General features: G+C 69.2%; 22 protein-coding genes and 1 riboswitch. Of the genes, 18 read left to right on the top strand and 4 right to left on the bottom strand.

Annotated elements, in window-relative coordinates; translation table 11 throughout:
* The first annotated feature begins 3 nt into the window (after window positions 1–3).
* The 9 genes from clpB to AC6CID_RS12550 all read left to right on the top strand — a co-directional run bounded on the left by clpB (window position 4) and on the right by AC6CID_RS12550 (window position 9,538).
* Window positions 4–2,559 carry an ATP-dependent chaperone ClpB gene (gene clpB, locus AC6CID_RS12510; protein ID WP_039585568.1) on the top strand — a complete coding sequence of 852 codons (2,556 nt, stop codon included), beginning with the start codon at window positions 4–6 and terminating at the stop codon, window positions 2,557–2,559.
* A gap of 67 nt (window positions 2,560–2,626) precedes the next feature.
* Window positions 2,627–3,556 carry a hypothetical protein gene (locus tag AC6CID_RS12515; RefSeq protein ID WP_498354027.1) on the top strand — a complete coding sequence of 310 codons (930 nt, stop codon included), beginning with the start codon at window positions 2,627–2,629 and terminating at the stop codon, window positions 3,554–3,556.
* A 29-nt stretch (window positions 3,557–3,585) separates the two neighbouring features.
* Entirely contained in the window at window positions 3,586–4,245 is a 660-nt protein-coding gene (locus AC6CID_RS12520; RefSeq protein WP_006553002.1) for a TtfA family protein, read from the top strand.
* A 105-nt stretch (window positions 4,246–4,350) separates the two neighbouring features.
* On the top strand, window positions 4,351–5,133 hold the full coding sequence (locus tag AC6CID_RS12525) for an SDR family NAD(P)-dependent oxidoreductase (protein WP_019291039.1): 783 nt from the start codon (window positions 4,351–4,353) through the stop codon (window positions 5,131–5,133).
* Window positions 5,134–5,317: 184 nt separating this feature from the next.
* On the top strand, window positions 5,318–5,905 hold the full coding sequence (locus AC6CID_RS12530; protein ID WP_019291040.1) for a LemA family protein: 588 nt from the start codon (window positions 5,318–5,320) through the stop codon (window positions 5,903–5,905).
* Between the two features lie 86 nt (window positions 5,906–5,991).
* Window positions 5,992–6,531, top strand: coding sequence for an orotate phosphoribosyltransferase (gene pyrE / locus AC6CID_RS12535; RefSeq protein ID WP_006552999.1), 540 nt, complete (start codon window positions 5,992–5,994; stop codon window positions 6,529–6,531).
* A 4-nt stretch (window positions 6,532–6,535) separates the two neighbouring features.
* Window positions 6,536–7,651, top strand: coding sequence for a galactose-1-phosphate uridylyltransferase (galT, locus tag AC6CID_RS12540; protein ID WP_006552998.1), 1,116 nt, complete (start codon window positions 6,536–6,538; stop codon window positions 7,649–7,651).
* Window positions 7,648–8,769: a galactokinase gene (galK, locus tag AC6CID_RS12545; protein WP_019291042.1), complete on the top strand. Its 1,122-nt coding sequence runs from the start codon at window positions 7,648–7,650 to the stop codon at window positions 8,767–8,769. The genes galT and galK overlap by 4 nt, the downstream gene beginning before the upstream one ends.
* A gap of 40 nt (window positions 8,770–8,809) precedes the next feature.
* Window positions 8,810–9,538, top strand: coding sequence for a lysoplasmalogenase family protein (locus tag AC6CID_RS12550; RefSeq protein ID WP_019291043.1), 729 nt, complete (start codon window positions 8,810–8,812; stop codon window positions 9,536–9,538).
* Here AC6CID_RS12550 and AC6CID_RS12555 read toward each other — a convergent pair.
* Window positions 9,529–9,969 (bottom strand): hypothetical protein, encoded by a 441-nt coding sequence (locus AC6CID_RS12555; RefSeq protein ID WP_094980097.1) that lies wholly within the window; start codon window positions 9,967–9,969, stop codon window positions 9,529–9,531. The genes AC6CID_RS12550 and AC6CID_RS12555 overlap by 10 nt on opposite strands.
* 67 nt (window positions 9,970–10,036) lie before the next feature.
* Between AC6CID_RS12555 and AC6CID_RS12560 the strand changes: the two genes are divergently transcribed.
* The 4 genes from AC6CID_RS12560 (at window position 10,037) to AC6CID_RS12575 (ending at window position 13,396) form a co-directional block, all read left to right on the top strand.
* Window positions 10,037–10,819, top strand: a complete 783-nt coding sequence (locus AC6CID_RS12560) for an SDR family oxidoreductase (protein WP_064061267.1) — start codon at window positions 10,037–10,039, stop codon at window positions 10,817–10,819.
* A 59-nt stretch (window positions 10,820–10,878) separates the two neighbouring features.
* A complete protein-coding gene (locus AC6CID_RS12565) occupies window positions 10,879–11,487 on the top strand; it encodes a hypothetical protein (protein ID WP_019291046.1) in 609 nt (202 codons plus the stop codon).
* A gap of 2 nt (window positions 11,488–11,489) precedes the next feature.
* A complete protein-coding gene (locus AC6CID_RS12570; RefSeq protein WP_019291047.1) occupies window positions 11,490–12,176 on the top strand; it encodes a TrmH family RNA methyltransferase in 687 nt (228 codons plus the stop codon).
* A 77-nt stretch (window positions 12,177–12,253) separates the two neighbouring features.
* A complete protein-coding gene (locus tag AC6CID_RS12575) occupies window positions 12,254–13,396 on the top strand; it encodes a glycoside hydrolase family 76 protein (RefSeq protein WP_498354028.1) in 1,143 nt (380 codons plus the stop codon).
* A gap of 72 nt (window positions 13,397–13,468) precedes the next feature.
* Here AC6CID_RS12575 and AC6CID_RS12580 read toward each other — a convergent pair whose 3' ends face one another.
* Entirely contained in the window at window positions 13,469–14,206 is a 738-nt protein-coding gene (locus tag AC6CID_RS12580) for a VTT domain-containing protein (protein WP_024101889.1), read from the bottom strand.
* A 165-nt stretch (window positions 14,207–14,371) separates the two neighbouring features.
* On the opposite strand from AC6CID_RS12580, the gene fbaA reads away from it, so the two are divergent.
* On the top strand, window positions 14,372–15,406 hold the full coding sequence (fbaA, locus tag AC6CID_RS12585; protein WP_006552988.1) for a class II fructose-bisphosphate aldolase: 1,035 nt from the start codon (window positions 14,372–14,374) through the stop codon (window positions 15,404–15,406).
* Window positions 15,407–15,538: 132 nt separating this feature from the next.
* On the opposite strand, the gene AC6CID_RS12590 is transcribed toward fbaA, so the two are convergent.
* The gene (locus AC6CID_RS12590) at window positions 15,539–16,378 is read right to left on the bottom strand and encodes an Rv0361 family membrane protein (RefSeq protein WP_248846267.1); all 840 of its coding nucleotides are present in this window, start codon (window positions 16,376–16,378) and stop codon (window positions 15,539–15,541) included.
* Between the two features lie 274 nt (window positions 16,379–16,652).
* Between AC6CID_RS12590 and AC6CID_RS12595 the strand changes: the two genes are divergently transcribed.
* The 3 genes from AC6CID_RS12595 (at window position 16,653) to AC6CID_RS12605 (ending at window position 19,258) form a co-directional block, all read left to right on the top strand.
* Complete coding sequence (locus tag AC6CID_RS12595) at window positions 16,653–17,069, top strand: DUF3151 domain-containing protein (RefSeq protein ID WP_006552986.1); 417 nt, start codon at window positions 16,653–16,655, stop codon at window positions 17,067–17,069.
* Window positions 17,070–17,079: 10 nt separating this feature from the next.
* Complete coding sequence (locus AC6CID_RS12600; protein WP_174556266.1) at window positions 17,080–18,243, top strand: FUSC family protein; 1,164 nt, start codon at window positions 17,080–17,082, stop codon at window positions 18,241–18,243.
* 85 nt (window positions 18,244–18,328) lie between these two features.
* Window positions 18,329–19,258, top strand: coding sequence for a cation diffusion facilitator family transporter (locus tag AC6CID_RS12605; RefSeq protein ID WP_064061265.1), 930 nt, complete (start codon window positions 18,329–18,331; stop codon window positions 19,256–19,258).
* A gap of 1 nt (window position 19,259) precedes the next feature.
* Here the strand turns inward: AC6CID_RS12605 and AC6CID_RS12610 are convergent, their stop codons facing one another.
* Window positions 19,260–19,808 (bottom strand): histidine phosphatase family protein, encoded by a 549-nt coding sequence (locus AC6CID_RS12610; protein ID WP_498354029.1) that lies wholly within the window; start codon window positions 19,806–19,808, stop codon window positions 19,260–19,262.
* Between the two features lie 53 nt (window positions 19,809–19,861).
* Window positions 19,862–19,980: riboswitch (cobalamin riboswitch) on the top strand.
* A gap of 32 nt (window positions 19,981–20,012) precedes the next feature.
* Here AC6CID_RS12610 and AC6CID_RS12615 point away from each other — a divergent pair.
* The gene (locus AC6CID_RS12615) at window positions 20,013–20,207 is read left to right on the top strand and encodes a CbtB domain-containing protein (RefSeq protein WP_006552982.1); all 195 of its coding nucleotides are present in this window, start codon (window positions 20,013–20,015) and stop codon (window positions 20,205–20,207) included.

The raw sequence follows: 20,207 nt of genomic DNA on the forward strand, positions 1-20,207 counted from the left end.
GCAGTGGACTCGTTCAATCCGACGACCAAGACCCAGGCCGCACTCACCGCTGCACTTCAGTCGGCGTCCGCTGCGGGCAACCCGGAGATCCGTCCGGCACACCTGCTCGTGGCACTGCTCGACCAGACCGACGGCATCGCCGGCCCGCTGCTCGAAGCGGTGGGCGTCGACCCGGCCGCGGTGCGCAGGGAAGCCGAGGACCTCGTCCGTCGTCTTCCGCAGACCAGCGGGGCGACCACCACACCACAGCTCGGGCGTGAGGCGATCGCGGCCATGACCGCGGCACAGAAACTCGCCACCGAACTCACCGACGAATTCGTCTCCACCGAGCACGTCCTCGTCGGCCTCGCCGGTGGCGACTCCGATGTCGCGAAGCTCCTCGCCGGGCACGGCGCAACGCCGGCCGCCCTGCGCGACGCCTTCACGACCGTCCGCGGCAACCGCCGCGTGACCTCCGCCGATCCCGAGGCCAGCTATCAGGCCCTGGAGAAGTACTCCACCGATCTGACGGCGCGGGCGCGTGAAGGCAAGCTCGACCCGGTCATCGGTCGCGACAACGAGATCCGCCGTGTCGTCCAGGTGCTCTCCCGCAGGACCAAGAACAACCCGGTCCTCATCGGTGAGCCAGGCGTCGGTAAGACCGCCATCGTCGAGGGCCTCGCCCAGCGCATCGTCGCCGGGGACGTGCCCGAGTCGCTGCGCGGCAAGACCGTCATCTCGCTCGACCTCGGCTCGATGGTCGCGGGCGCGAAGTACCGCGGCGAGTTCGAGGAACGCCTCAAGGCCGTGCTCGACGAGATCAAGGAATCGGCCGGGCAGATCATCACCTTCATCGACGAGCTCCACACCATCGTCGGCGCCGGCGCGACCGGCGAGTCGGCGATGGACGCCGGCAACATGATCAAGCCGATGCTCGCCCGCGGTGAGCTGCGGCTGGTCGGTGCCACGACCCTCGACGAGTACCGCAAGTACATCGAGAAGGACGCGGCCCTCGAACGTCGTTTCCAGCAGGTCCTGGTGGGGGAGCCGAGTGTCGAGGACACCGTCGGCATCCTGCGCGGCCTCAAGGAGCGCTACGAGGTGCACCACGGCGTGCGCATCACCGACTCCGCGCTCGTCGCGGCGGCGACGCTGTCCGACCGGTACATCACCTCGCGCTTCCTACCCGACAAGGCGATCGACCTCGTCGACGAGGCAGCCTCGCGCCTGCGGATGGAGATCGACTCGCGTCCCGAGGAGATCGACACCGTCGAACGCGTCGTCCGTCGCCTCGAGATCGAGGAGATGGCGTTGCAGAAGGAGAGCGACGAGGCCTCGAAGGAACGCCTCGAGAAGCTGCGCGCCGAACTCGCCGACGAGCGGGAGAAGCTCAACCAGCTCACCACGCGCTGGCAGAACGAGAAGACCGCGATCGACTCCGTCCGGGAGATCAAGGAACAGCTCGAATCCCTGCGCGGTGAGGAAGAACGCGCCGAACGCGACGGCGACCTCGGCAAGGCCGCCGAGCTGCGCTACGGCCGCATCCCCGAGCTGGAGAAGAAGCTCGAGGCGGCAGCCGCCGCGTCGGGTACCACCGCCGGTGGCGACCTGATGCTCAAGGAGGAGGTCGGCCCGGACGACGTCGCCGACGTCGTCGCGGCATGGACCGGCATCCCCGCCGGCCGCATGCTCGAGGGCGAGACCTCCAAGTTGCTGCGGATGGAGGACGAACTGCGCAAGCGGGTCGTCGGCCAGGACGTCGCGGTGCAGGCCGTCTCCGACGCGGTGCGTCGTGCACGTGCCGGTGTCGCCGACCCGAACCGTCCGACGGGGTCCTTCCTGTTCCTCGGCCCGACCGGTGTCGGCAAGACGGAGCTGGCGAAGGCGCTCGCCGACTTCCTGTTCGACGACGAACGCGCCATGGTGCGGATCGACATGTCCGAGTACAGCGAGAAGCACTCGGTGGCACGCCTCGTCGGTGCGCCTCCGGGCTACGTCGGCTATGAGGCCGGCGGTCAGCTGACCGAGGCCGTGCGGCGTCGCCCCTACACGGTGGTGCTGTTCGACGAGGTCGAGAAGGCACACCCGGACGTCTTCGACACGCTGCTGCAGGTGCTCGACGACGGTCGTCTCACCGACGGCCAGGGCCGCACGGTCGACTTCCGCAACACCATCCTGATCCTCACATCGAACCTCGGTGCGGGTGGCGATCGGGAGCACATCATGGCGGCGGTGCGGGCGGCGTTCAAGCCGGAGTTCATCAACCGGCTCGACGACGTCGTGATCTTCGACCCGCTCTCGGAGGAGCAGCTAGAGAAGATCGTCGACATCCAGCTCGACCAGTTCGCCGACCGCATGTCGGCGCGGCGACTGACACTGGACGTCTCGAGCACCGCGCGGTTCTGGCTGGCGGTGCGCGGCTACGACCCGCAGTACGGTGCACGTCCGTTGCGCCGCCTGATACAGCAGGCGGTCGGCGACCAGCTCGCCAAGAAGCTGCTCGCCGGTGAGATCAAGGACGGAGACACCGTCCACGTGGGCGTCAGCGAGGACGGCGACCACCTCGTGATCAGCGCCTGACGGCGCCCGTGCGCGGCCTCGGTGGCAGGAGCTGCCGGGGCCGCGCGCGCCTACTCTGGAAGGCGCTATGAAGAATCCCCAGGATCCGCGCACCCCGCAGGAACGGGCCTACGCACTCGACGAGTCGTCGAACGGGACGGACCCCGACGCGACCCGCGTGCTGCACACCGACGACGCGACCGAGGCGTACGGGCGGCCGGTCACCAACCCGACGGTCGCGTACACCCGCTACGAGCAGTGGGGCGCGCAGGGGAGCGAGTACCAGCCCACTCAGGCCTATCCCTCCCCGCAGGGTCCTCCGTCGCAACAGGGTCCTCCGTCGCAACAGCCGTATCCGCCTCAGCCGGGCTACCCGCCCCCGCGCGGCTATCAGCCCACACAGGTGCTCCCCGGATACGACCCCGGTAACCCGCAGACGGCGATGAACCCGGGACCGGGAACGCGGGGACACGGAATCCCCGGGCAGCCACCCACGGGTCCGGCGCCCGGCACGGATGCCGGGAAGCCGCGCGGCCCGCGCTGGGGACTGATCACGCTCGCCGCGGTGGTCCTCATCGCGCTCGGCGGCACCATCGGGTTCCTGCTCAGCCGGCCCGACGACTCCACCTCGCGGGTCGCGTCGGATCGCGCCCCGGCCACCGTCGCGCCCCCGCCGACGGCGACTCTCCCGCCGGCACCCGAACCGACCACACCGGGACTGCCGCTCGACCGGATCCCCGGCGGACTCGGCGAGGTCATGGGCGACGCGGGCGCGGTCGTGGGCACGATCACCGCTAACGACGGCGGCAGCATCACCCTCGGCGTCATCGGTGGTTCGACGGTCACCGTCGTCCTCACCCCCGACACCGAGATCATCACCCTGACCGGCGACACCGCCGACAGCCTCGAGGTCGGAGCGACCGCCGTGGCGACCGGCAGTGCCGTCGAGCAGGGACGGATGACCGCCGAGACCGTCGTCAGCGCGTCCCTCCCATCCTTCGGTGGTTCGGGCCGCTGACCCGCTAGGCTGACTCGACGATGACTGCCATGTGGTTCTCTCTGGCCGCGGTCGCACTGCTGGGTGCGGTCGCGCTGCTCTACGTCGACCGGACGCGGCGAGAACAGTCGGGTCGTATCCGGGAGATCTGGGCCAAAGCGCAGGGCTACAAGTACACCTCCGCCGAGGACCACCTGCCGTCCACCTGGCACCGCGCGGCGCTCGCCAAGCAGGAATATCTCGGCGCGATCGACATCGTCCGTGGGGTTCGCCGCGGCGAGGAGTTCGTCCTGTTCGACATCGAGGAGACCGCGACGATCATCGCGGTCCGGCGCAAGGTCGGCTCCGACGTCGACATCGATCTGCGGCTCAAGTCGACGCCGCCGCCGAAGGACCCCGACATGAACCTGCTCGGTTCGATCGGCCCGCGCATCGTCTTCGCCACCGACCTCGAGATCGCGCGACGCGTGTGCGACCAGCGGATGGTCGCGTTCACCGAGTCCATCCCCGACCACGTACAGATGCTGTGGAGCGAAGGCGAGTGGACGCTCGGCTCGATCCCCGTCGGCAGCTCCGGACGCGAATGGGACTCGGCCATCGAGACCGTCGCGCGTTTGTCGGGCATCCTCCACGTGCTGCCGCCCGTCGTGGAACCCGAGGAACTGGACCGGGGTTCGCAGGATCCGGGCCGGCCCTCCGCCCGTCACTGAGGCGGAACGCCGAGAATTGTCACTGAGGCGGAACGCCGAGAATTGTCACTGAGGTAGATCCTCGGGAGGTGGTCGCGCGCGTCGCGTGTCGTTAGTGTGGCGGCCATGACTTCCGTCCGCCCCGTCGCGCTCGTGACCGGACCCACCTCGGGAATCGGTGCGGGTTTCGCCCGCACCCTCGCGAGTCGCGGTTACGACCTCGTGCTCGTCGCCCGCACCCGTCCCGCCCTCGACGAACTCGCCGCCGAGCTGAAGCAGAAGTTCGGGGCGGCATCGGAGATCATCGTCGCCGATCTGGCGGCCGTCGACGGTCGCGATCTCGTCGTCGAACGCCTCGGTCGCGGTGTCGAGATGCTCGTCAACAACGCCGGCTTCGGCACGACCGGCGAGTTCTGGACCGCCGATCCGGGCCTGCTGCAGGCGCAGCTCGACGTCAACGTCACCTCGGTCGTCGCGTTCACCCGCGCCGCGCTCCCGTCGATGATCGAGGCGGGCAGGGGCGACATCGTCAACGTCGCGAGCGTGGCCGGTCTGCTGCCCGGTCGCGGTTCCACCTACTCCGGCAGCAAGGCCTATGTCGTGTCGTTCACCGAAGGGCTGGCCGGTGGTCTCGCCGGCACGGGCGTGCGGGTGCAGGCACTGTGCCCCGGCTTCGTGCGCACCGAGTTCCATCAGCGTGCCGGGATCGACATGTCGTCCACCCCGAACCTGATGTGGCTCGACGTCGACGAGGTGGTGCGCACTTCGCTCGCCGACCTCGACAAGGGCAAGGTCCGCAGCATTCCGGGGCTGCAGTACAAGGTGCTCGCCACGGCGGGACGACTGGTGCCGCAGAACCTCGTGCGGAAGCTGACCAACACCTTCGGCAACGGTCGCGGCCGGACCTGATCGGCTGCGGCCGCGACAGCACCCGATCGCCACGGACGAACTGACGGCGGGCGTTGCCAGATCACGGTACGGATACACCGCGCAGGACACGCCGGGTGCAGTCTTCGACGCGATTCGTGCGCTCGGTACATTTCTGCGCGTGACGTCTGTGGCTGTGGTGCTCTGTGTTGCTGTCGTGGTTGCGGTGGTGCTGTGGTTGCGTGCAGGCGTGCGCCGTCTTCGGACGTTGCAGCAACGCCACCGGGAGAGCCTGCGCCTGCTCCTCCACGAACTCGACGACCGCTACGATCTCGTGCCCGCGCTCATCGCGGCGTCGGCCGGCGCCGGTGTAGAACGTGAGCGCATCCGGCCCGTCGTCGGCGCCCGCTCGCTCGCCATCGGTGTGCGCGACCAGCGCCTGGGTCTCACCGAACGCGCCGGTGCGGAGAACGCGCTGTCGGCGACGCTCCACGAGCTGATCGGTGGACTCGGAGGGGTCAACCACTGGCCGTTCATCCGGGTCGCCCGGGAACTGCAGACCCGCGAGCAGCGCATCGCCGGAGCCGTCCGCGTACACAACGACCTCGGTGGCGCACTGAACACCGCGGTCGGCGGATTCCCCACCTCGCTGTTCGCGAAGCTCGCGGCCGTCGGACCTGTCGTGCTGTTCGAGGCGCCCGCGCCCGTCGCCGCATCCGAGCCGGCCCGCAGGCACGAGACCGTCGATGCGGAGGTTGTCGAGAACGACGTCCGGTCGGAGTCCGAGGCGACCTCCGACACCGTCGCTGCCTGACCTGCGACCCGCAGCGACTAGGCTCGTTCCCCGACACGAGCGCGACCGCACCGGCGTCGCGCCGCCGAACGACGGGTGAGGACGCAATGAGTGACCGCGACGAACTGGCAGCACTGGTACGCGAGCTGGCGGTGGTACACGGCCGCGTGACCCTGTCGTCCGGTAAGGAAGCCGACTACTACGTCGACCTGCGCCGCGCGACCTTGCACCACAAGGCCGGCCCGCTCATCGGCACGCTCCTGCGCGAACTCGTCTCCGACTGGGACTTCGACGCCGTCGGAGGCCTGACCATGGGTGCCGACCCCGTCGCCCTCGCCGTCATGCACGCCCCCGGCCGGCCCATCGACGCCTTCGTCGTCCGCAAGGCCGCCAAGGCCCACGGCATGCAGCGGCAGATCGAGGGACCGGACGTCACCGGCAAGCGCGTGCTCGTCGTCGAGGACACCACCACCACCGGCAACTCGCCGCTCACCGCCGTCAAGGCGCTGCGCGATGCCGGCGCGATCGTCGTGGGTGTCGCGACCGTCGTCGACCGCGCGACCGGCGCCGACGAGGTCATCGCCGCCGAGGGCGTCGAGTACCGTTCCCTGCTCGGCCTCGCCGACCTGGGTCTGGACGACAAGTAGCCGCGTGGGGGCGCGGGTCCGGCAGACCGTCACGCATCTCGCGGACGGCCGGGAACTGATCTATTTCGACGACACCGAGCCGTTCGTCTCCGGTGCCGCGACCCGCGACCTCCGCGACCGCCGCGACCTGCCGCCGGTCGCGGCGACCTCCGAGATGCGCGGCGACCCGCTGACGGGGGAGTGGGTCACCTTCGCGGCCCACCGCATGGACCGCACCTTCCTGCCGTCGGCCGTCGACTGCCCGCTGTGCCCGAGCAGGGCGGACGTGTGTACCGAGATCCCGGCCGACGACTACGACGTCGTCGTGTTCGAGAACCGTTTTCCGTCGCTCGGGGCGCCGTCGGCCGGTGAGGATCTCGTCGACGATGAAGGTCTGTGGCCGCGACGACCGGCGACCGGCCGCTGCGAGGTCGTCGCGTTCACCCCCGACCACGACGCCCGATTCGCCGACCTCTCCGTGCCGCGGGCGCGCACCGTCATCGATGCGCTCGCCGCCCGCACCGCCGCGCTGTCGAAGCAACCGGATGTCGAGCAGGTCTTCTGCTTCGAGAATCGCGGCGTGGAAATCGGTGTGACACTGCAACATCCACACGGGCAGATCTACGCCTACCCGTTCGTCCCACCGCGCTCACGCGCCCTGCTCGACCGCGCCCGTGAGTATCGGCAGCGGACCGGCAGGTCGCTGCAGGGCGCCATCCTCGACGCCGAACGACGCGCGGGCACCCGACTGGTGGTCTCCGGCGACGCGTGGTCGGCCTATGTCCCCGCCGCGGCACGCTGGCCCGTCGAGGTGCACCTCGTCCCGCACCGCGACATCCCGGATCTCGCCGCCCTCGACGAACACGAACGCGACGAACTCGCCGCCGTCCAGCGCGACCTTCTCGGCCGCGTCGACCGGTTCTTCCCCGGCGTCGACCGCGCCCCCTACATCGCTGCCTGGCACCAGGCGCCGGTCGGTGCACCTCGCGGGGACATGCGGCTGTTCTGCCAGATCTTCTCGTTGCGGCGGGCCCCGGACAAGCTGAAATATCTCGCAGGGTCCGAATCCGCGATGGGCGCGTGGATCAGCGACACCACCCCCGAACGGATCGCCGAACGCCTGCGTGAGGTGGCGCCATGACGCTCGCAGAGACCGCACGCGCACTGTTCGCGACCGAGTTCGGCACCGAACCCGAGGGCTGCTGGTGCGCCCCCGGGCGCGTCAATCTCATCGGCGAGCACGTCGACTACGCCGGGGGTCTGTGTCTGCCGATGGCGATCCCGCAGATCACCGTCGTCGCGGTGCGTCGGCGCTCCGATCATGTACTGCGCGTGCGCAGTTCCGGTTTCGACGGCGTCGACCTGGATCTGCGCGACCGGCACGTCGACGGTTGGGCCGCCTACGTCGCCGGCGTGATCTGGACGCTCGACCCGCCGGGATTGACCGGTGCGGACATCGCGGTCGCGTCGGACGTGCCCGTCGGAGCGGGACTCTCGTCGTCCGCGGCGCTCGAGACGTCGGTCGCGGTGGCGCTCGCCGACCTGTGCGGGCTGCCCCTCGGCGACGACGGCCGTGATCGACTCGCCGCGGCGTGTGTGCGCGCGGAGAACGATTACGCCGGTGCCCCCACCGGTGGGCTCGACCAGCGGATCGCCCTCCACGCACGTCCGGGCCACGCGCTGCTCCTCGACTTCGCCGATGGCAGCAGCGAACACATCCCGTTCGACGCGGAAGCCCGCGGGCTGACCGTGCTGGTCGTCGACACCGGGACCGGGCACGAGCTCGCCGACGGACAGTACGGACAGCGTCGCCGTGAGGTCGAAGACGCCACCCGGTTCCTCGGCGTGGAGAGCTTGCGCGACGCCTCGTCGGCGGACCTGATCGACGATCCCGTCCTACGTCGCCGCGCCCGGCACGTGATCGACGAGATCGCCCGCGTTCAGAAGGCTGCGGCGTTGCTGCGGGCAGGGCGGATCCGGGATCTCGGACCATTGCTCGATGCGTCGCACCGCTCGTTGCGCGACGACTTCGAGGTCAGCTGCCTCGAACTCGACACCGCAGTCGACGCGGCCGTCGCTGCCGGTGCACTCGGCGCCCGGATGGTGGGCGGCGGTTTCGGCGGGTCGGCGATCGCGCTGTGCGAGGACGACCGCGTGGACTCGGTGCGGAAGGCCGTCGCCGACGCCGCTGTGCAGCGCGACCTGCCGGCGCCGACCTTCCTGCGCGCCACGGCGTCCGGCGGTGCGCGCCGCTGCTGAAGCTTGCGGGACGATCGATGCAGCCGGGTACTGTGCGCGCATGGGTTGGTTCAGTCGCAAGAGGTGGGGCGTCGAGCACGCGGTGTTCGCGGCGGCGTCGGCCGCCACCGTCGTCGGGGGAGTGTCGGGGAACGAGAAGTTGCAGCAGATCGCCAAACCGCTCATCGCACCCGCGCTCGCCGTGCGGGTGCTGCGCCGCTCCCGCGACACCGATCGCGCCGACACCGCCCTGCTTGTCGCAGGTCTCGCAGCCGCCACCCTCGGTGACATCGCCATGATCCGCTCCGACGAGGACCGCCGGATCCTGAGCGGTGCAGCCTGTTTCGGTGTCATGCAGACCGCCTACTCGAGCATCCTCGTCCGGCGCGGTGCGCGGGTGTCGAAGCCGGTCGCGGTGCAGCGTGCCGGTGCCCTGGCCGGTGCGGCCGGTCTGCTCGCCGTCCGCAACCGCTCGGTGGCCGCGCCGCTGACCGGATACGGCGCCCTGCTCGCCACCACTGCGATCCTTGCCGGAGACCCCGCCCTCGCACCCGGTGCGCGAGTGCGCGCAGGGCTGGCCGTGCCGGGTGCCGACAGGCGTAGTCGGCTCGGTCTCGGCGGCCTGATCTTCACGCTGTCCGACGGATCGATCGTGGTGCGCCGCACCCTGCTGAAGGACGAGAAGATGCGCGCGGCAGCGGAAGGGTTCGTGCTCGCCACCTACACCGTGGCCCAGCTGTTGCTCGTGGAAGGGCTCCTTGCTCTCACGAGCCGGAACAGTCAGGGATAGAGGACGATCCGGTCGCGGTCGAGCGGGTCCACCCAGATGCTCACGACCTCCCCGGGCGCGTAGCGCTGCAGGTTGCGACGGTCGACCTCGTAGACGACCGTGCCGCGATAGGACTCCGAGCCGGGCACCGTGAGCTCGAGATCGAGCCGGGTCAGCTGACCGGTCGAGGTCAGATCGAGCGGGGTCGCGGAACGGATGGTCGCCCATCCCTCGTACCCTTCGCGTTCGATACGGCGCATGACCTTCGAGCGGCGACCCGCGAGCGCCATCGACAGACCGAGCACGGTGCCGTACAGGCAGACGAGGAAGACCACCTGGAAGCCCTCGGTGCCGGGTTCGGAGATCGGCAGGAACAGGTGCATCCACAACGCGAGAACGACGACATATCCCACGGTGATGAACGCGACGGTGGCAACGATACGACGATTCACAGCTCCTCCGATCCCAGCCTATCCCCGCTGTGCGCCGTCGGCTCCCGTCCGTGACTAGGGTGATGCCATGTCTGCTCCCAGCGTGGTGATCACCGGAGCCGCCGCCGGTATCGGCCGCTCCACAGCTCTGTTCTTCGCCCGTCACGGTTACCGCGTCGGCGCCTTCGACATCGACACCGCGGGGCTCGCGAGCCTCGCCGAGGAGGGCGCCTCGGTCACCGCGGGGCAGATCGCCACCGGTGCCCTCGACGTCACCGACACCTCCGCGTGGACCCGCGTACTCGAGGAGTTCTGCACCGACGGCCGGCTCGACGTCCTCGTCAACAACGCCGGGCTGCTGTCGTCCGGGCCGTTCGAGGACACCCCGGCGAGCCGGCACCGGCAGCTCGTCGACGTCAACGTCACCGGTGTCGTCCTCGGCTGCCACGCGGCCTTCCCGTATCTCCGCGACACCCCCGGCGCGCACATCGTGAACATGTGCTCGGCGTCGGCGCTCTACGGACAGCCCGAGCTCGCCACCTACAGCGCCACCAAGTTCGCGGTGCGCGGCCTGACCGAAGCACTCGAACTCGAGTGGGCCCGCCATGACATCAAGGTGCAGGCGTTGTGGCCGCTGTTCGTCGACACGAACATGGTCGACGGGATGGACATCGGCTCGCGACGCTCCCTGGGCGTGAACCTCGGCGCCGACGACGTCGCCCGCGCGGTGTTCGACGCGACTCGTCTCACGCGGCGCTCGGGACGGGTGCATCGGCCCGTGGGCCGGCAGGCGACCGTGCTCGCCACGCTCGCCCAGGTGTCGCCCGGATGGATGAATCGCCTGGTGAACCGGCGCCTGACCGGCCACTGACGCCGCTCGATAGAGTGACACCCGCACGTCGTCGGGAAGGGTGTTGCGTGAGAATTCGGATGTGGCCGGTCGCAGTCGTCGCGGGTGTGGCACTGTTCGTCGCAGGATGCGGAGGCTCCGCGGACGGGCCGGAGGCCGACTCCGGAGCGACGTCGACGACGACCTCCGCGGCTGCCTCGACGACCCCCTCCACGACGGTCGCTGCGAGCACCACCGAGGAGGCGACCCCGTCGACGACCGAACCAGCTCCCGAGCCGGAGACCTCCCCGGAGGAACCGGCTCCGCTCGCGCAGGTCGAGTACCAGCGCAACGAGTCGTACTACTTCAGCAGCCCCGACGGCACCTTCGAATGCGGCATCGTCCGGCTGCCCACCCGCACCGAGGCGGGCTGCGAAGGACCGACCGATCCGATCCCGCCGCGCCCCGAGGACTGCATGGTCAACTGGGGACTCGGCATCCGCGTACAGGACTCCGGAGAAGGCGAGTTCGTGTGCTCGGGCGGACCGGTCTACCTCTCGCCCGACGGGGCGAGCCCCGTCCTGCCGCCGGGATCGTCGTTGTCGCAGCTCGGCTACACGTGCGCCACCACCGCAGCCGACGTGACCTGCACCAACGACGCCACCGGCCACGGTTTCCGCGTCGCAGCAGGTTCGAACGAGACGTTCTGACGGTGACCGACACGCATTCCGAACCGGCCGTCGAGGACGTGGCGGGCCCCACCGAATGGGGTGAGCACCCGCACGGCGTCGGACCGTGGATCGAGGAGTTCGGCACCGAGCCGCCCACCGACCCGCGCTACGACCCCGAGCTGCTCGCCCACGGCGACCGGCGCAACGTCGTCGACGCCTACCGCTACTGGACCCGCGAGGCGATCGTCGCGGACATCGACCGTCGCCGGCACCCGCTGCACGTCGCCATCGAGAACTTCGCCCACGACGCGAACATCGGGACGGTCGTTCGCACCGCCAACGCGTTCGCCGTGGGCACCGTGCACATCGTCGGGCGACGCCGATGGAATCGGCGCGGAGCGATGGTCACCGACCGCTACCAGCACCTGCTCCACCACTCGGATGTCGACGCGCTCGTCGCGTGGGCGGCCGAACAGGACCTCGAGATCGTCGCGGTGGACAACACCCCCGGCTCGGTCCGGTTGGAGACGGCGACCCTGCCGCGCCGCTGCCTGCTGCTGTTCGGGCAGGAGGGTCCCGGCGTCACCGAAGCGGCCCGCAACGTCGCCTCGATGACGGTCTCCATCGCCCAGTTCGGCTCCACGCGGTCCATCAACGCGGGTGTCGCCGCGGGGATCGCAATGCACGCGTGGATCCGGCAGCACGCCGATTTCTCGGACGCCTGGTAACACCTGCCCCGCAATCCGGGATGAAAGTCGCGCGGACCGTCGTCGGGGCGGCCGCCGGTCGGGCAGTGTGGAGGGTGATGAACACCGCAGCAGGACAGCGTTCGGACGGAGTCGAGGCCGCCCGGTGGTCGGAGCGGGCCGACGCCGCGGAGGGTGCGATCGTGTCGCGGCACATCCGTCGTCTCTGGGCACTGCCCGGCACCGCGCTCGGGGTGGTCGGATGGCCCGCCGTCCGACGTGAGCGACTGTTCCTCTCCTGGCACTACTGGTGGCAGGCGCACCTGATCGACGCCGCCGTCGACGCCGCCGAGCGCGACGCCACCCCGCGCCGCCGGCGCCGTGTCGTGCGGCTCGCACGCACCCACCGCATCCGCAACCTCACCGGCTGGACCAACAACTACTACGACGACATGGCGTGGCTCGGTCTGTCGCTCGAACGGGCCGAACGGCATCTCTACGTCGACCACCGCGGCGCGATCGCGACCCTCGTCGACGAGCTCGTCGACGCCTGGCAACCCGAGAGCGGCGGCGGCATCCCGTGGCGCCGGCGGGACACCTTCTTCAACGCCCCCGCGAACGGTCCGGCGGCGCTGCTGCTCGCCCGCACCGGCAAGGTCTACCGCGCCGAGGAGATGGCCGACTGGATCCACGACGTGCTGCTCGACCCCGAGACGGGTCTCGTCCTGGACGGCATCCGTGATGGCGTGCACGAACGCGCGATCTACAGCTACTGCCAGGGGGTGACGCTCGGCCTCGAGACCGAGCTCGCCCTGCAACTCGACGACTCCAGGCATCGCCGCAGGGTCCACGCGCTCGTCGCCGCGGTCGACGATCACCTCACCGAGCGCAGCGTCGTCACCGGCGGGGGAGGCGGCGACGGGGGACTGTTCAACGGGATCCTGGCCCGCTACCTCGCGATGGTCGCCACGACACTGCCCGTCGTCGACCGCGACGACATCCGCGCCCGCAACGTCGCGGCACGGATCGTGCTGGCGTCGGCGGAGGCCGCCTGGGAGAACCGGCTGCAGGTCGAGGAGCTGCCGGTCTTCGGCCGCGACTGGTCGCGGCAGGCGCGGCTACCCGGCCTGGGCACCTCGGTCGCGCGGTTCGCGGGCGGCACCGTCCGCGAGTCGCCCGTCGCCGAACGCGACATGTCGGTGCAGCTCGGCGGGTGGATGCTCATGGAAGCGGCCTACGCTGTCGCGGCCTCGCGGTCCTGAAACGGAAGAAGGTGGATTCCGACCCGTTCGTTCGACGGGCGGAAGCCACCTTCTGTGGTGCCAGGTTCGTTCCTACGTGCTCTCGATGCGGTTGATCGGCATCGTCGCGGCCTCGGCGGCCGGCGCCTCACCGTTCTTGGCCGCACGACGCGAGTTGAGCACGCGCTTGCCGACCTCCGTGATGATCGGGATCACCGAGACGAACACGATGCCCAGGAAGATGATGTCGATGTTGTCTGCGATGAAGCTGATCTGTCCCAGCAGGTAGCCGAGCAGCGTCACGCCGGCGCCCCACACGATGCCGCCGATGATGTTGTAGGTGATGAACACGCGGTAGGGCATCTTCGCGGCGCCCGCGACGAGCGGGGCGTAGGTGCGCACGATCGGCACGAAACGTGCCAGGAAGATCATCGCGGGTCCGTGGCGCAGGAAGAAGCGGTGCGCTTCGTCGATGTAGGCCTGCTTGAAGAGCTTCGAGTCCGGCTTGAACAGCCTGGTTCCGCCCTTCGCGCCGATGAGATAGCCGACCTGGTCGCCGAGGACCGCCGCGATGGGGATCGTCACCATCAGCACCCACAACGGGGCGAACGGTTCGACCTCCGCCGACTTGGCCGCCGCGATCAGGCCCGCGGTGAACAGCAGCGAGTCGCCGGGCAGCAGCGGGAACAGCAGACCGGATTCGATGAACACCACGAGCAGCAACCCGATGAGCATCCAGGTACCGAACGAATTGAGTAGATTGACAGGATCCAGAAACCCCGGTAGCAGGGCCAGATTGGTCACGGACTCCGAGGCTTCGAACACAGTCACGCGATCCAGGGTACCGGCGGCGTCCACCTCCCCCCGAATCCCGACACCCACCCCGGACGGCCCGAGTATCGAACGGACGTGTCACTTGACATACTGCAAGGACAACCGGGCACCCACCACATCCCGGTGGGGTGCCGATCGACTCTCATCTGGAGGACAGCCGCTGTGCCTATCGCGACTCCCGAGGTCTACGCCGAGATGATCGCCCGCGCGAAGGAGCACTCCTTCGCGTTCCCGGCGATCAACTGCACGTCGTCCGAAACGATCAACGCCGCCATCAAGGGCTTTGCGGACGCCGGCAGCGACGGCATCATCCAGTTCTCGACCGGTGGCGCCGAGTTCGGCTCGGGCCTGGGTGTGAAGGACATGGTCACCGGCGCCGTGGCACTCGCCGAGTTCGCCCACGTCGTCGCCGAGAAGTACGACGTGACGATCGCTCTGCACACCGACCACTGCCCGAAGGACAAGCTCGACGGCTTCGTCCGCCCGCTCATCGCGATCTCGCAGGAGCGCGTGAACAACGGACAGAACCCGCTGTTCCAGTCGCACATGTGGGACGGCTCGGCCATCCCGATCGACGAGAACCTCGAGATCGCGCAGGAACTCCTCGCTGCCGCCAAGGCCGCGAAGATCATCCTCGAGATCGAGATCGGCGTCGTCGGCGGTGAAGAGGACGGCGTCGAGAACGCCATCAACGACAAGCTCTACACCACGGTCGAGGACTTCGAGAAGACCGTCGACGCGCTCGGCGCCGACAAGGGCCAGTACCTGCTCGCCGCTACCTTCGGCAACGTCCACGGCGTCTACAAGCCGGGCAACGTCAAGCTCAAGCCGTCCGTCCTCGCCGAGGGCCAGGCCGCCGCGTCGAAGAAGCTGGGTCTGCCCGAGGGGTCGAAGCCGTTCGACCTCGTCTTCCACGGCGGTTCGGGCTCGCTGAAGTCGGAGATCGACGAGGCGCTGAGCTACGGCGTCGTGAAGATGAACGTCGACACCGACACGCAGTACGCGTTCACCCGCCCGATCGCGGGACACATGTTCACCAACTACGACGGTGTGCTCAAGATCGACGGCGAGGTCGGCAACAAGAAGGCCTACGACCCGCGCAGCTACCTCAAGAAGGCCGAGGCGTCCATGACGCAGCGTGTCATCGAGGCCTGCAACGACCTCAAGTCGGCGGGACGCTCGGTCTCGGCCAAGTAAGGCCCCACCGATACCAGAAGGGCGCCGACGTTCTCGTCGGCGCCCTTCGTCGTCCCTACGGTGTGCAGAAATCGTCGCGACACGCCGAGGGCGAACGACGACTTCTGCACACTCGTGGTCGCTGTCGTCCCGTTATTCGCTGCAGACCTTCCACTGCTCACCGTCGAGCGTGAGGTCGAAGGTGCGGTCGGTGACATCGTCGGGATCGTTCACCGTGTGCGCGGTGACCTGCGCGATGGCGGTGCCCTCGGTGATCTGGATGCGATCGACGCTCGTCACCACCGGGATCTCGCCCTGTTCGACGGCGAGCCGGTGGATGTCGCGGAAGTTCTCCGGATCGACCGTCTCGTAGAAGTCGGAGAGCGCTCCGCAGGTCGACTCCCGCAGAGTCCCCAGGTCGCCCGATTCGAGTGCTCCGACGAAGGTGTCGATGCTCGCGCGGATCCGGCTCTCGGGGGAGTTGTCGGCGCGGTCCTTCAGGAACACGATCACGCCGGCCGCGACGATCGCCACGACCACCAGCACGGCCGCTGCTCCGACAGCGATCAGCCGACGACCGCGGCTCTTGTCGCGGGCCGGCGGGATGCGCGTGGGCGTGGGCTGGACGGCGACGCGGACGGGCTCGGGCTGAACCGTCGGTTCCTCACGGCGCGGAGCGATGCGCTGCGGCGGCGCCTTCGGCACGTGGCTGCGGACCGGGATCTGCACCGTGGGCGCATCGGCGGAGGTGACATCGGGCGCGGGCGTGGATTCGGGGGTCGGGCGGGACTCGACGGTCTCGGGTTCGACGACGGGAAGCGCCACGGTCTCGTCCGTGGTGACGCTCTCGTCTGCAGCCTGTTCCGGCTCATCGCTGCTCGCGTCCTCACCCGAGGACGCCGCATCGGTGGTCGGCTCCTCAGGTTTCTCGGAGACCTGCTCCGCCGGCTCGTCGGCCTTCTCGGTTGCCGCGCCCACTGCATCCTCGGGCACTGCATCCTGGGACGCTGCATCCTCGGGCACTGCATCCTGGGGCACTGCATCCTCGGATACCGCTTCTTCTGCGGCTGCTTCGTCGGTCGCCGCCGGCTCGACAGGGGGTTCGTTTTCCGCACTCTCGTCCGGTGTCTCGACAGAAGGGGTCGTCGAAGTCTGCTCGGGTGACTCTTCGTTCTTCGGGTCCGACAACGTGCTGCACCTCGCTCGACGGCCTGCGGTTACCCGGGGACTCTATCGAGCCTTCGCCACGGAAGGGCACAATGACCCCATGACGTCTTTCGGTGATCTTCTCGGACCGCAGCCCACCCTTCTCCCCGGCGACGACGACGCGGAGTCGGCCCTGCTGAACAACGAGGACCCGGCGAAGGTCGCAGCCGACCATCCCACCGCCTCGATCGCCTGGGCGTACCTCGCCGAGGCCGCACTCGACAGTGGCGAGACGATCCAGGCATACGCCTACGCACGCACCGGATATCACCGCGGTCTCGACCAGCTGCGCCGCAACGGCTGGAAGGGTTTCGGTCCCGTGCCCTACAGCCACGAACCCAACCGCGGTTTCCTGCGTTGCGTCGCCGTCCTGGCCCGGGCAGCCCGAACCATCGGTGAGTCGGACGAGCACGCCCGCTGCCTGGACCTGCTCGAGGACTGCGACCCGCGGGCAGCGGAAGAACTCGGCGTCGAATAGACGCCCGTACATGTCTGTGTTGAACAGACTGTCCGCGGCGACCCGGCGTCGACCCACCCGTCAGGGAGCTCGTAAACGCCTGACCGACTCGTTCGAACGGCTGCGCACATCGGCGCTGCCGATCGTGCAGTGCGCGCTGGCGGCGGGCCTGGCGTGGTGGGTCGCGAAGGATCTGGTCGGGCACCAACAGCCCTTCTTCGCCCCCATCGCGGCAGTCGTCTCCCTCGGGCTCGGTCTCGGCGCCCGATTGCGGCGTTCCGTCGAACTCGTCTGCGGTGTGACCGTCGGGATCGGCGTGGGCGACCTGCTCGTCTCGCTGATCGGCAGCGGACCGTGGCAGATCGCGCTCGTCGTGACCATCGCGATGAGTACGGCGGTCGCGTTGAACAGCGGCCCGATCTTCGCGATGCAGGCCGGGAACTCCGCGGTGCTCGTGGCGACGCTGCTGCCACCCGGTGGCACCGGTGGGCCCGATCGGATGGTCGACGCCCTGGTCGGGGGTCTCACGGGCATCGCGGTCGTCGCGATGATCCCCACCCATCCGGTGCGGCGTGCCCGGCGCAACGCCGCCGAGATCCTCGCCACGGCGAGCGAGGTCCTGAGGAAGGTCGAGACCGGGCTCGTCGAGAACAACCCGAAACCGATCGAGGACGCCCTCAAGCAGGCGCGGGCCACCCAGCCCGCGATCGACTCGATGCGCACCCACCTCAAGGGCGGTCGGGAGATCAGCCGGATCTCGCCGCTGTACTGGAACAGCCGCAAGCGTCTCGCGGTCCTGACGGCTGCCGCCGACCCGATCGATCACGCGATGCGCAACATTCGCGTGCTCGCGCGCCGGTCGCTGACCCTCGTCCGCGACGACGAGATCCTTGATCCGCGGCTCGTGCAGCGGTTCGCCGAGTTGGCCGATGCGGTGGACGTGCTCCGCGAGATGGTTCTCGCGGAGCCGGGGGAGCAGCCCGACCAGGCCGAGGCTGCACGTGTGCTGCGCAGCATCGCCAAGAAGATGGATCCCGAACTCATCGCCGGGGCAGGAGTGTCGGCCACGGTGGTGTTCGCGCAGATGAGGTCACTGATCGTCGACCTGCTGCAGACCGCCGGACTCAAGCGGATCACCGCGATCGCGACCCTTCCACCCACCGTCGAACATCCGGCCTACGACCCGGACGAGTAAGCCCTCCGAGCCCGCCGGGCACGTAGCCGTTGAAACATATGCGCATTCGTGCATACGATGGCCCGAGGTTCGGAGAGGGAGTTCGATGGGTTCGGGTCACGGGCACTCACACGGCGTCGGCCACGGTCACGGTCAGGGCGCCGGTCCCACGCGCGCCGTCATCCGGCGCATGGCCTTCGCGCTGGGCATCCTCGGAGCGTTCTTCGTACTGGAGGCGTTCGTCGGTCTCCTGATCGGTTCTCTCGCCCTGCTCGCCGACGCGGGCCACATGCTCACCGACGTCGTCGGGGTGTCCATGGGCATGGTCGCCCTCATCCTCGCCCGACGCGGGAGCAGCGCGGCCTCGCGCACCTTCGGCTGGCATCGCGCCGAAGTCCTCACCGCGATGGTCAACGCGGTGCTGCTGCTCGGCGTCGCCGGCTGGGTGTTCTACGAGGCGATCAACCGCATCGGCGACGCCCCCGAACTTCCCGGCCTGCCCATGATCGTCACCGCCCTCGCGGGACTCGCCGCCAACATCGTCGTGATGCTCATGCTGCGGGCCGACGCAAAGGACAGCATCGCGGTGCGCGGCGCCTACATGGAGGTGCTCGCCGACGCCGTCGGATCCGTCGGCGTCCTCATCGCGGGCGCACTCGTCATGATCTTCGGCTGGAGCCTGGCCGACGTCGTCGTCGGTGTGCTCATCTCCCTGTGGGTCGTGCCGCGCGCCCTGCGACTGGCCGCCGAGTCGCTGCGCATCCTCACCCAGACCTCGCCGGCGCATCTCGACGTCGAGCTTCTCCGCACCGACCTGCTCGCGCTGCCCGGCGTGTGCGGCGTGCACGACCTGCACGTGTGGACGCTGACCACCGGCATGGACGTCGCGACCGTGCATCTCGTCAGCGACCACGACCCGCAGTGGATCCTCGACTCGGCGCGCACCGCGCTGTCGTCGCACGGGCTCGAGCACGCCACCGTCCAGGTGGAGTCGACAGTCGACGGCAAGCAGTGCGAGAAGGACGTCACCTGGTAGCTCACCGCGCGAATCGGTTCGGCCGCAAAGTCCACCGACCCGGCCCGCCGTAGAGCCGGACGACGTCCAGCGGTCCCACGTCGACCCTCCGGAACGACGCCGCCGGAGCGTCGAGAGCGCACACCGTCGCCGCTCGCACGACCGCCGGGTGTGTCACCACCCCGACCCGTTCGTAGCCGTCGTCCTGTGCCGCCAGCCAGGTGCCGACCCGGCGGATGAGGTCCTCGACGGACTCGCCGCCGTGCGGTGCGGCCGCCGGCTCGGTCAGCCACATCGCCAGCTCGCCCTCGGGCACATCGCCCATCGCCGACCCGCACCACCTGCCGTAGTCGAGCTCGCGCAGCGCGGAGTCGATCTCGGCGGGGACACTGAAGGCGTGGACCGTGTCGACCGCGCGTCGCTCGGGTGCACATACCCACCGGTCGACGACCGGGACCGCGAAGCGTCCGAGTTCGCGGCGGCCCCGATCGGAGATCGGTTCGTCGCACGGAAATCGGGCCTGTTCCGTCGCACGCGTGGAAGCGTGTGCGACGACGAACAATCGGGTCACGGCAGGTACGTCCTCTCCGCTTGACATCGCACAACGCGCGGTGCGAAGGTGCGTCGGTAAAGATGTGCCGAGGTGTAGGCAATCCGGTGGAAAGCCGGAGCGGTCGCGCCACTGTAACCGGAGATGTCGAAATCTCCGGAAGCCAGAAAACTCCCGCGGCACATGACGGAATCGAATGGGGCGCGAAATCCCAGGAGGATTGTCATGGCTGTTGTCCATACCCCCGACGAGTCGCTCGGCTCCGCCGCACTCGCAGTCGCTCTCGCCGCAGTGATCGTCGCGGCTTTTCTCGTTCTCTACCTGGTCGGATTCGATCAGGGCGCGATCTCGCGCACCGGCATGTTCATGCACGAACTGATGCACGACGGCCGGCACCTCCTCGGTCTTCCGTGCCATTGA

This window comes from Rhodococcus sp. GQ147 (genome assembly GCF_059759155.1).

Coding starts and splice junctions, on each gene's coding strand:
- AC6CID_RS12605 (WP_064061265.1), top strand. CDS start 18,329: ATGGGTTCGGGTCACGGGCACTCACACGGCGTCGGCCACGGTCACGGT.
- AC6CID_RS12520 (WP_006553002.1), top strand. CDS start 3,586: ATGTGGTTCTCTCTGGCCGCGGTCGCACTGCTGGGTGCGGTCGCGCTG.
- AC6CID_RS12565 (WP_019291046.1), top strand. CDS start 10,879: ATGTGGCCGGTCGCAGTCGTCGCGGGTGTGGCACTGTTCGTCGCAGGA.
- AC6CID_RS12595 (WP_006552986.1), top strand. CDS start 16,653: ATGACGTCTTTCGGTGATCTTCTCGGACCGCAGCCCACCCTTCTCCCC.
- AC6CID_RS12615 (WP_006552982.1), top strand. CDS start 20,013: ATGGCTGTTGTCCATACCCCCGACGAGTCGCTCGGCTCCGCCGCACTC.
- AC6CID_RS12560 (WP_064061267.1), top strand. CDS start 10,037: ATGTCTGCTCCCAGCGTGGTGATCACCGGAGCCGCCGCCGGTATCGGC.
- AC6CID_RS12525 (WP_019291039.1), top strand. CDS start 4,351: ATGACTTCCGTCCGCCCCGTCGCGCTCGTGACCGGACCCACCTCGGGA.
- AC6CID_RS12515 (WP_498354027.1), top strand. CDS start 2,627: ATGAAGAATCCCCAGGATCCGCGCACCCCGCAGGAACGGGCCTACGCA.
- galK (WP_019291042.1), top strand. CDS start 7,648: ATGACGCTCGCAGAGACCGCACGCGCACTGTTCGCGACCGAGTTCGGC.
- AC6CID_RS12550 (WP_019291043.1), top strand. CDS start 8,810: ATGGGTTGGTTCAGTCGCAAGAGGTGGGGCGTCGAGCACGCGGTGTTC.
- AC6CID_RS12600 (WP_174556266.1), top strand. CDS start 17,080: ATGTCTGTGTTGAACAGACTGTCCGCGGCGACCCGGCGTCGACCCACC.
- pyrE (WP_006552999.1), top strand. CDS start 5,992: ATGAGTGACCGCGACGAACTGGCAGCACTGGTACGCGAGCTGGCGGTG.
- AC6CID_RS12575 (WP_498354028.1), top strand. CDS start 12,254: ATGAACACCGCAGCAGGACAGCGTTCGGACGGAGTCGAGGCCGCCCGG.